General features: G+C 49.5%; 9 protein-coding genes and 1 pseudogene. 7 read left to right on the forward strand and 3 right to left on the reverse strand.

Annotation, left to right across the window (positions count from 1 at the left end; translation table 11 throughout):
* Positions 1–70 precede the first annotated feature (70 nt).
* The 6 genes from ABYP33_RS15485 to ABYP33_RS15510 all read left to right on the forward strand — a co-directional run bounded on the left by ABYP33_RS15485 (position 71) and on the right by ABYP33_RS15510 (position 6,297).
* Positions 71–277, forward strand: a complete 207-nt coding sequence (locus ABYP33_RS15485; RefSeq protein WP_008251819.1) for a cold-shock protein — start codon at positions 71–73, stop codon at positions 275–277.
* A gap of 173 nt (positions 278–450) precedes the next feature.
* On the forward strand, positions 451–1,842 hold the full coding sequence (gene dbpA, locus ABYP33_RS15490) for an ATP-dependent RNA helicase DbpA (protein WP_373092069.1): 1,392 nt from the start codon (positions 451–453) through the stop codon (positions 1,840–1,842).
* Between the two features lie 35 nt (positions 1,843–1,877).
* Positions 1,878–3,017: a PepSY-associated TM helix domain-containing protein gene (locus ABYP33_RS15495; RefSeq protein WP_373092063.1), complete on the forward strand. Its 1,140-nt coding sequence runs from the start codon at positions 1,878–1,880 to the stop codon at positions 3,015–3,017.
* A 303-nt stretch (positions 3,018–3,320) separates the two neighbouring features.
* On the forward strand, positions 3,321–5,471 hold the full coding sequence (locus ABYP33_RS15500; RefSeq protein WP_373092064.1) for an ATP-binding protein: 2,151 nt from the start codon (positions 3,321–3,323) through the stop codon (positions 5,469–5,471).
* Positions 5,472–5,486: 15 nt separating this feature from the next.
* Complete coding sequence (locus tag ABYP33_RS15505) at positions 5,487–5,855, forward strand: response regulator (RefSeq protein ID WP_373092065.1); 369 nt, start codon at positions 5,487–5,489, stop codon at positions 5,853–5,855.
* Positions 5,848–6,297, forward strand: a complete 450-nt coding sequence (locus ABYP33_RS15510) for a chemotaxis protein CheX (protein ID WP_373092066.1) — start codon at positions 5,848–5,850, stop codon at positions 6,295–6,297. The genes ABYP33_RS15505 and ABYP33_RS15510 overlap by 8 nt, the downstream gene beginning before the upstream one ends.
* 69 nt (positions 6,298–6,366) lie before the next feature.
* Here the strand turns inward: ABYP33_RS15510 and ABYP33_RS15515 are convergent, their stop codons facing one another.
* Entirely contained in the window at positions 6,367–6,864 is a 498-nt protein-coding gene (locus ABYP33_RS15515) for a TIGR00645 family protein (protein ID WP_373092067.1), read from the reverse strand.
* A gap of 237 nt (positions 6,865–7,101) precedes the next feature.
* Positions 7,102–8,385, reverse strand: a complete 1,284-nt coding sequence (locus ABYP33_RS15520) for a DEAD/DEAH box helicase (protein WP_373092068.1) — start codon at positions 8,383–8,385, stop codon at positions 7,102–7,104.
* Positions 8,386–9,369: 984 nt separating this feature from the next.
* On the opposite strand from ABYP33_RS15520, the gene ABYP33_RS15525 reads away from it, so the two are divergent.
* The gene (locus tag ABYP33_RS15525) at positions 9,370–9,564 is read left to right on the forward strand and encodes an AlpA family transcriptional regulator (RefSeq protein WP_000127614.1); all 195 of its coding nucleotides are present in this window, start codon (positions 9,370–9,372) and stop codon (positions 9,562–9,564) included.
* A gap of 72 nt (positions 9,565–9,636) precedes the next feature.
* Here ABYP33_RS15525 and ABYP33_RS15530 read toward each other — a convergent pair.
* Positions 9,637–10,404 (reverse strand): annotated as a pseudogene (locus ABYP33_RS15530) (ISL3-like element ISPst2 family transposase); the annotation flags it as partial.

Consider the following 10,404-nt stretch of genomic DNA (forward strand, 5'->3'; position numbering starts at 1 on the left):
AGAATCACTTCCAGCCTAATCGATCTGATTTCAGATCAAAATTACCTTTGAATATTTCAGGAATAAAATTATGTCTACTACTACTGGCACAGTAAAATGGTTCAACGAATCTAAAGGCTTTGGCTTCATCGAGCAAGAATCTGGCCCAGACGTTTTCGCTCACTTCAGCGCTATCTCTGGTTCAGGCTTCAAAACTTTGGTTGAAGGCCAGCGCGTACAGTTCACTGTTACTCAGGGTCAGAAAGGTCCTCAGGCAGAGAACATCGTAGCACTGTAATTTGCTATGTGGCCGCGCCCATGGGCAGCGGCCAGCTTCAAACCCTTGTGGATTGAATGCTAAAGGGGCAGGACCTACGGGTCTTGCCCTTTTTTCATTTCAGCAACACTATTTAACATCTGCTTCTACCGCGCCATCGCCGCGCATTTTTCAGGCGGTATTACAGGATACAGATCGTGAGTCAGCTAGATTTTTCTACCCTTCCGCTCAACCCCTCGTTATTGCAAAACCTGAGCTCGCTCGGTTATACCGAGATGACCCCCATTCAGGCCAAGGCATTGCCGCATACACTACACGGCAAAGATGTTATTGCGCAGGGCAAAACCGGTTCGGGAAAAACCGCTGTTTTCGGTCTTACTCAGTTACAAAAATTAGATGTAAAAAAGTTTTATGTGCAGTCTTTGGTTCTGTGCCCGACGCGTGAATTAGCCGACCAGGTCGCTAAAGAACTGCGTAAGTTAGCGCGTACTATCCATAATATTAAGGTTCTAACGCTGTGTGGCGGCATGCCTTTTGGTCCGCAGGTTGGCTCCCTAGAGCATGGCGCCCATATTGTGGTTGGGACCCCCGGTCGTATAGAAGAGCATGTGCGTAAAGGCACGCTCAAATTAGATAATGTAAATACCTTGGTGTTGGACGAAGCCGACCGTATGTTGGAGATGGGTTTTCAAGACGCCCTCGACACCATCATTGGCTATATCCCCAAAGAGCGGCAGACGCTGCTGTTTAGCGCGACCTACCCCGACGAAATTCAGGATGTTGCCACCCGCATTATGCAGCGGCCGCTGCTGGTTAAAGTGGAATCTACCCACGACAACGAAAGTATTGCCCAGCATTTCTATAAAGTGGCCGACAACACCCAGCGTATTGTCGCAGTAAAATTACTGCTGCTGCGCTACCGCCCAGATTCCACCGTTATATTTTGTAATACCCGCCACGAAACCCAGCAGGTGTGTGACGATCTTCGCGAAGCCGGTTTTAGCGTGCAGGCACTGCACGGCGAGCTAGATCAAAAAATGCGAGATCAGACCTTGGTGCGCTTTGCGAATAAAAGCGTGTCGGTGTTGGTTGCCACGGATGTTGCGGCGCGAGGCTTAGATATCGACGCCCTCGACGCGGTGATTAACTACCACATTGCCCGCGACGCTGAAGTGCATATTCACCGCATTGGCCGCACCGGTCGTGCTGGCGGCAAAGGTATTGCCTGCAGTCTGTATACTGAGCGTGAAAGCGCCAAGATTGCCCGTATTGAAGAAATGCGTGGCAATAAAGTGGTGCCCGAGGCGCTGCCCGAGGTTAACTATTTAGACAAGCCGACATTCAAGCCGCCCATGGCGTGCCTGCAGATTGACGGCGGCAAGAAACAGAAAATTCGTCCCGGTGATATTGTTGGTGCACTAACCGGTGCCGACGGCATTGCCGGCACCGATGTCGGCAAAATCCACGTTTTTGACAATACTGCTTATGTTGCTGTGCGTAATGATGTGGCGGCTGACGCCCTGCGTAAATTAAGTGAAGGCCAGCTTAAGGGGCGTAACTTTAGAGTGCGTCGCATTCGCGGCTAGCTGCTTGGCGGAGGTTGGGCGGCGGAGCAAAATACTTGCCGCCCGAAGTAATCCGACAATACAAACCCCGCTCAATGAATAAAGCCTTCTTTAAAATTCACCGGCTACTCGCTTTCATGGTGTGCGTGCCGCTATTGCTGATTAGTTTAAGCGGCAGTGTGCTGGTGTTTAAACATGAAATAGATACGCTGCTAATGTCTGATCTTGTTCGGGTTGCTCATCATGGGCAGGCGCGTATGCCCTTTGGTGTGCTGCTGTATTCCTTTAATCAAACTTACCCAAATTACGAGGTCACCGGCTGGCAGTTGTTTGCTGATTCCAGTCGGGCTGATCTTGTCTATGTTATGGCCCACGGCAGCAGCACGTGGTCATCGCTGTTTGTTGATCAGTACAGTGGCAAAGCTCTGTCGCCACCTACGCCGCCAAAATATTATTTCACTGATCTTGTGCGGGAGTTTCACTACACCTTTTTGGCTGGGGATGCGGGCTTGTTGCTGTGCGCGGTAGTGGCCGTATTACTGTGCCTGCAAGCTCTTATTGGTGTGGTGTTGCATCGCAAGTTTTGGAAAGTTTTGTTTACCTTTCGCTACCGGGCACGGCCAATAATTTACCTTGGGGATAGTCACAAATTGCTTGGAATTATCTCTGCGCCGGTGTTATTGGTATTGGGTTTTACTGGGGCATTTTGGAATATTAGCCAGCTAAGTTATAGCTTGGCTAAGCCGGTGTTGACAGTGGCGCCCTACGCTGCGGGTGTGCGCTTATATAATCCAGCGCTTTCTATGGATGCGCTGGTAACAGAAAGTCAGCAGCGGTTGGCAGGTTTTACGCCGAGCTTTATCTCTCTGCCGAGCAAGCCCGGCTACGAAATTGGCATTTTAGGCAGTGCTGCTGGACAAAATCCCCTTTATAGCGAGTTCGCCAACGCCATTCGCTACCATGCTAAAACGGGCGAATTTGTTGGTTTGCGCAACATTGCGGAGTCTGGTTCCGGCGAAAAAATTAAAAATAGCTTTCGTCGCCTGCACTTTGGCGATTTTGCGGGCTATTGGAGTCGGGTGGTTTGGGCGGTACTGGGCTTTAGTCCGGTGGTGTTGATGATCTCGGGACTAGCCATGTGGCGGCTGCGTAAGCCTCAGCGTGTTCGGCAGGCGCAAAAGCGCTGCGCGAGATAAAATTCAGCACCGCATAATGCTTTATTAAACGTGTGCGACCGTGATATTTTTGCGCCAAATAGGAGCATGGCCAAGTCCGCGCTTCACCGTTGCCGGTGTGTCTATTTGGTGCGATTTCAATTTTATTATAGTCCCGCGATGACAGTTTAGAAATATTTTCCCCCCTATAAATCCCTTATGCCAAAAGCCTTGCAGGCCGGTTTGGGGTTTTTATGAAAGCGCGAGCTGTAGAGTGGGCGCGCTATTTGCTATGACGTGATCACAGTAGTACTTGTTCTAGTAAATATATTCTAAGGTGGTTGGATGAAACTGGATTATGGAAAGTACCGAGGGATAATTGTTTCCATTGCATTATTTTTGCTACTTGATGCATCGGTAATGTCACTAAATTTTTATATTTCCTATGAGATTTCGGAAGACGCGGTCGGCGTCAATATTGCTGGGCGGCAGCGGATGTTGTCCCAGCGCATGATGAAATCGCTTTTGGATATGCGTTCGGCGCTAGCTGATACGAAAGTCGTCGAGTCCGGCTTTGTTTCCGAACTCGCTGCGATATTGACACCGACGCTGACCGAGCTAAATTCTACCGTGGATATGTTTCACACCACGCTAATTGCCTTTGATGAAGGTGGTTTGGCGCCGGGTGCTGAGGGCGGTGACGTGCTATTAAAGCCCGCTGGGTCGGTGGGCAGTATTGCTGCATTGCAGGAAGCAAAACAAATATGGACGCCGTTTTATAAGCAGCTTAATACACTGCAAAAAATCGATTTTGCTACAGAGCCGCAAATTTTTTCAACACAGCTCGCCAGCGCAGTGGCCTATGGTCGCGAACATAATTTAGCCTTGTTAAAACTGATGAACCAGCTCACTGGCGAGCTAGAGAATGTGGCAAGTTCGAAGGCTAGTCGCCTACGGTGGATTCAAACGGCGGGTATTAGCTTAGCCATCATCAATTTTTTTATTATTATGTTTCATTTTTTGCGTCAGCTTCGCGATAGCGACCGGCATATTGAGGTGGCGCGTAAAGAAACCCAAGAAATACTAGATACGGTAAGCGAGGGGCTGTTTTTGCTTGATAAAGATCAGGTTATTGGTGAGCAGTGTTCCGAGGCTTTGGCGGGCATGTTTGGCCGAAACGATCTTGCTGGAAAGGGTTTTAGTGATTTACTCGATGGCGTTGTCTCGGAAAAAGACCGGGCCACTGCCGCCAGCTACATTGGATTACTATTCGATTCCCGTAAGAAACAAAAGCTCATTGGTGACCTTAATCCGCTGCGTCAAGTTGAGGTCTATATTCCTCAGTCCGACGGTACTTACATAAATAAGTATTTGAGTTTTTCTTTTTCACGGGTAATGAGTGAGGGTAAGATCATTCACATATTGGTCACCATTGTGGATGTGTCAAAACAGGTATTGCTCGCCGGGGAACTTGACGTGGCGCGGGCGCAGGGGCAGGAACAGTTAGCGCTATTGTCAACAGTGCTGCAGGCCGACAGCGATTTGCTGGACATGTTCCTAAAAAACAGCGTTAAGAGCTTTGCCAAAATTAACGATATTCTTAGGCATCAGGCTAGATCAGCGCCTCAATATCTGGATAAGGCCAATCAAATTTTTGCTTTGGTACACAATTACAAAGGTGAGGCCTCGGCCTTAAATCTCAGTCGGTTTAGCAGTCAGGCCCATGAATTTGAAGAGCAGATTATTGCCCTGAAAAATCGCAGTAGCTTGAGCGGTAATGATTTTCTTGGTCTTGCGGTTATTTTGAATAAGCTCATTGCTGAAACAGAAAGGATTCAAGATTTGCTGAATAAAGTCGCCAGTTTTAAAACGAGTTCTAGTGGTGTGAGGAAGCTTGTCGCCGTGAAGGGCAGTGATTATTTTGCCGTTAATCATTTGCACATGTTGGCGACCAAAATGTCTGAGCGCCAAGGTAAAGAAGTTGAGGTGGTTTGTACTGGGTTTAATGATGTGGTACTTGGTGAAGAAGTACATGCGCAGTTAAACACTTTGGCTGTGCAAATGGTGCGCAATGCGGTCAGCCATGGCATTGAGACCAGTGCCGCGCGTATTCTCGCTGGCAAACGTCCCCAAGGCGAGATCAACCTTCGTATTGCCAAGCGCAATAGCGGTGACTTGCAGCTTGTGTGTGAGGACGACGGCAGTGGTCTTAATCGAGTAGCCATTCTGCGTGCTGCGCTTCAGCGCGGCATTATTAGCGCTGAAGACGAGTTAGGGGGTGATGAGCGTCGGCTTGCAGAATTAATTTTTCATCCTGATTTTTCTACTCGGGACATTGCCGACGAAGATGCAGGCCGAGGCATGGGCTTGTTTGCTTTGCGTCAAATAGTGCGAGATATGGGCGGAAAAATTGCTATTAACTCGCGCGTAGGGCGTGGTGTTCGTTTTGCTATCTCTATTCCTGCGGCAGTTTTGCAAAATAGCGCGGCGGCCTAAAGGAGTATATTGATAATGAAATTAATGGTGGTTGACGATTCTAATATTATTCGTTCAAAAATTTGTCGCGCCCACGACACCGATAAATTCGATATTGTCGCAGCTGCGAGCGATGGTGCTGAAGCGATTGAACTCTTTAATGTGCATCGTCCGCAGGTTGTTACCATGGATTTAACCATGCCGAATATAGACGGTATTGAGTGTATTGAACGCTTGGCCGCACTCGACCCTGAGGTGCTAATTTTGGTGGTGTCGGCCTTGTCGGATCAAGCGACAGGTATCGAAGCGCTAGAGAAAGGAGCCAGTGGTTTTTTGTTAAAGCCTTTTAGTGAACACGAGTTACGCGCCGCCTTAGACGAACTAACGGAACATCTAAATGACTGAAGATAAGCTCCAAATATTTATAGATGGGGTTGTGCGTTATTTTGCGCATACCGCCGACAATGATATGCGAGTGGGAACACCGTATTTGGCTTCTAATGCAGAACCTATTTCCATGGATTATACGGGCATTATAGGTATTTCCGGAAATAACAAAGGCTGTGTGTACTTTACTGCACCCAAAATTATGCTTAAACATTTAATGATGAGTCTGGGGGAACCGGATACCTCAGAGGCCAATATGATTGACCTTGTCGGTGAAGTTGCCAATACCATTTCGGGCAATGCGCGCCGTGAATTAGGTAAGGATTTTATGATCTCGGTGCCGGTGGTTGTCTCTGGCGCCCCTAGTAACATACATTTACCCAGTGAAATGCGTTCTTATGTTGTGCCAGCCGTGTGGCGATCCTATAGCGCGGCAGTGGTGATTTGCTTGCAAGCATAGCGTCGTGGTTAATCGGCGAGCTGCCCGCCGATCTAAGCGGGCAGCTCGTTTAAGCGCGAGTCTTTACTCTTACTTGCCCTGCCGCGTTAATTTATCCAGCATTCCCATTGCAAAGGCCGAGAGTACAAAGGTCAGGTGAATGGCCACATACCAGAGCAGCTTATCATTGTCGATTTTGTCGGCATTCATAAAAATTTTAAGTAAGTGAATTGACGATATAGCAACGATGGAGGCGGCGACTTTGTTCTTTAGGCTGCCGGTGTCGAGTTTACCGAGCCAGCTTAGTTTGTCGTCGTTGTCATCGAGGTCGATTTGCGAGACGAAATTCTCGTAGCCTGAGAACATCACCATAACAAGTAGGCCGCCGACGAGGGAGATGTCGATCAGCGAGAGGACTAGTAGCACTAAGTCCATCTCTGAGGTTTCAAAGATATGGGGTAAGACGTGGACAATTTCTTGAAAGAATTTGACGGCTAGTGCCAGCAGTGCAACGCTCAGGCCGAGGTAAATTGGGGCCAATAACCAGCGGGCAGAGTAGAGTATGCGTTCAAAAACTTTTTCTAACATCGGGCTAAAACCTTGTGGGCGAGTGGATAATTTAGTGCGCTATTATAGGGGAGTTTTGTTACCGATGGTGAAGCTTAGCGACGCGAATATACCATTGCAGAAACGGTAGCGCTTGAATCGTTTTATCGTACCCACAGCGGTGTAATTGAGCGCGAGCGGCTCATATTGCGAGATTGTTGTGCTTAAATCTGAATTCTCTTGATAAAGCCCACTGCGCGCAGCGGGCTTTGGGTCGTTTTACGAGACTTTTGGTGCTGAGCTGCGGCCACGATTGCCGCCACTTGGGCGATCACGGCGTGCACCTGGGCGTTGCCCGTCGCGGTGTTCAACTCGAGGGCGGTGGGGGCGTCTATTGCTGGGCGCTCCCAAGCGAGATTCTGGCAATGGATTGACCGGAGTAAAGCCCTCGGGAATCTCGCGGGGCAAAATCTCCTTTATCAGTCGCTCGATGTCCGCCAACAGTTTAAATTCGTCTGCGCAAACCAGTGATACCGCGTGGCCCGTCGCACCGGCACGGCCGGTACGGCCAATGCGGTGAACATAGTCTTCGGGCACATTGGGCAGGTCGAAGTTAACGACTTGAGGCAACTGATCAATGTCTAAGCCCCGCGCGGCGATATCGGTTGCCACTAGCGCTCTGACGTCGCCATTTTTAAATTCGGCGAGTGCACGAGTACGTGCCCCTTGGCTTTTATTGCCGTGGATGGCGGCAGCTTTAATGCCAGCGTTCTCTAGCTGAGTGGCTAGACGGTTGGCGCCGTGCTTGGTTTTGGAGAAAATTAGCACTTGCTGCCAGTTATTACTGTTGATGAGGTGTGTTAAGAGCGCGGGCTTTTGGTTCTTATCGACGGGGTATATGCACTGGGTGACGGATTTTGCCGTAGTGACTTCGGGGCTCACGGAGATTTCTACTGGATTATTGACCAGGCCCTTGGCCAGCTGGCGGATGTCGCCGGAGAAGGTCGCAGAAAACATCAGATTCTGGCGGCGCTTTGGCAATACCGCGAGTATTTTGCGAATATCGTGAATAAAGCCCATGTCGAGCATGCGGTCGGCTTCGTCGAGTACCAGAATTTCTAACTGATTAAATTTCACCGCATTTTGATTGTATAAATCTAATAAGCGGCCTGGGGTGGCAACCAGAATGTCAACGCCACGGCGCAGCTTGATCATTTGCGGATTGATTTTTACGCCGCCAAATACCACGGTGGAACGCAGTGGTAGGTTCATGCTATACATGGTGACGTTTTCGCCAATTTGGGCGGCAAGTTCGCGGGTTGGTGTCAGTATTAGGGCGCGGGCTTGGTTGGCATTGGCGCGCTCGCCGCGAGACAGTAATTCCAGTATTGGCAGGGTAAAGCCTGCGGTCTTGCCGGTGCCGGTTTGGGCTGCGGCCATAACGTCTCGTCCGTCCAGTACCGCTGGGATGGCTTGGGCTTGGATTGGTGATGGAGTGTCGTAACCTTTGTCGGTTACCGCAGAAAGTATCGGGGCGGATAAGCCCAGGGAGGTAAAGCTCATAAAATCTATCGTCTCATAATGTCGCGCGTCGCGGCGTGATGGCCGGTGTCCTGATGACAGCGGGCGTGCAGCTTACGGGAAAAGCAAGATTTACGCTATAGATAGAAACCCCCAGTGCGACGGAATACCAGAGCTGGCGGGGTTTTGGTGGCGATGTGCGGTATATGTTGGCAGGGCATTTTGCCGGTGATTGATGCGGGGAATAGTGCAAGCCCTGCTCAAGTCCTTTAAACTCACGCCTCTTATTATGCGCAGTGAGGTTGTATTCTGCGCATCGTCCCGAACCTGTTTAGTCAGAAGACCCAATTTAATGTCAGATATTAGCTTTCAGCAGGAAGTAGCCAAGCGCCGCACCTTTGCCATCATCTCTCACCCTGATGCCGCCCAGCCTTTCAACGCTTAAAACCACCTTTCATTGCATACCACAATCACATCTCTACGTACTGAATTTAAAGGCTTTTTGTCTTTTTCTCGTTTCTTTACTTTTCAATGATGTTCAAGCGTAACCTCGGAAAGTGTGTACAAACTTGAGTACAAATTCCGTTTTAGAGGCCTTTGACGAAAATTCTATGACACAAATCTGGCTGTAGGCCTTGTGGTTACTGGGTTTGATGAAGAAAGTACCTCTTGCTTTTGGTACTTTGGTTTCGACATTACAAAAGCGGAATATATGCGATCATCTCTAGTTTTATGTTTGTAAGCTTATGAATTTAAAGGGTTCGTTATTGTGGTTTTTGATGTGTCATCGTTGCGAGTGTACAAACAGTGTGTACAAATTTTTCTCGTTAGGCATGTTGATTGCAATTCATGACACAAACCGCCTTGTAGCCCTTGTTATTCATAGGTTTGAGCTGAAAAGTACCTAATAGCAACATTTGTGTTTTGATAAGGCTGATCTTCTGAACAAATCATGCATCTTTCTGACCATCAACAATTGATGAATCAGGCGATGATAGCTTTACATTGACTTTCAGGAGAATGCAGATGACAGCAGTAGCGCACCAGGTAACCCCTTTTCTAACATCTTACGAAGTGATGGCTCGTTACCACATTAGCTATACGACGCTCTGGCGAAGAATAAAAGATGGCAGCTTGCCGCAACCTCGTATCAACCGAAATACACGAAACAAGCTGTGGCACATTGAAGATTTGGAGGAGTATGAGAAGAAAGAGGACTGAGCCTCTTTCTTTTATGGGTATACGGATTTAATGGTTGATGGGCACCTTCACCCCATCAATCTGATACCACCCTCAGATGGTTGATAGATCGACTCCGTAGTTGAGTTCCTCTGCGAAGTCCGGCAGTCCGTAACCGATGGTTTTCTTGTAGAAAGGAGAGACCTTCGCAGTCGGTGCCTTCTTCTTGTGCTTCGTGGTGTAGAGCATTCGTGCCCGCATCACCTCGAAGGAGTAACCACGCCCTTCACGGTTCTTGTCCTTGGCCAGTCGGTTGATGGACTCCGTGTAAGCGTTGGTGACGGGCATGTCCGTCTCGAAGTAGGTCATGGTCTCTTCGCGCCAGTTTCCCACTGCCCTGACCAGATCGCTCCAGACTTCCTTTTGGCCCTTCGGGATGGTGGCTATCCACTCGTCCAGGGCGGCTTCTGCCTGGAGCCGTGTGGTGGCGTCCCAGATGCCGTAGAAGCGCTCCTTGTGCTCATAGGCGGCCAGCAGTTGCGGGAACGCGCCTGTCCAGGTCTCCATGATGAGGCGCTCCCGGTCTGAGACTTCGTGAGCGCGTTTCAGCAGGATTTTCCGGTCTCCCTTGAGAGTCCGGCTCTGGGACGGTTTCAGCTCCTTTCTGAGGCCCTTGCGCACTCTCTCTAGGGCATCGTTGGCCATGCGCACCACATGGAACTTATCGACCACGATACGGGCCTGGGGCAGCACAGCCTTGACCGCTGCCCGGTAGGGGTTCCACATGTCCATGCTGACGATCTCGACCTTCTGCCGGCCTTTCAGCTTCATCAGGTAGTTGGTCACCACGTCCTGGCGGCGGGTGGTCAGCAGGTCGAGCAG

Source organism: Zhongshania sp. (genome assembly GCF_041584495.1).
Classification (GTDB): domain Bacteria; phylum Pseudomonadota; class Gammaproteobacteria; order Pseudomonadales; family Spongiibacteraceae; genus Spongiibacter.

Coding starts and splice junctions, on each gene's coding strand:
- ABYP33_RS15485 (WP_008251819.1), top strand. CDS start 71: ATGTCTACTACTACTGGCACAGTAAAATGGTTCAACGAATCTAAAGGC.
- ABYP33_RS15515 (WP_373092067.1), bottom strand. CDS start 6,864: ATGTTAGAAAAAGTTTTTGAACGCATACTCTACTCTGCCCGCTGGTTA.
- ABYP33_RS15500 (WP_373092064.1), top strand. CDS start 3,321: ATGAAACTGGATTATGGAAAGTACCGAGGGATAATTGTTTCCATTGCA.
- ABYP33_RS15520 (WP_373092068.1), bottom strand. CDS start 8,385: ATGAGCTTTACCTCCCTGGGCTTATCCGCCCCGATACTTTCTGCGGTA.
- ABYP33_RS15510 (WP_373092066.1), top strand. CDS start 5,848: ATGACTGAAGATAAGCTCCAAATATTTATAGATGGGGTTGTGCGTTAT.
- ABYP33_RS15525 (WP_000127614.1), top strand. CDS start 9,370: ATGACAGCAGTAGCGCACCAGGTAACCCCTTTTCTAACATCTTACGAA.
- ABYP33_RS15505 (WP_373092065.1), top strand. CDS start 5,487: ATGAAATTAATGGTGGTTGACGATTCTAATATTATTCGTTCAAAAATT.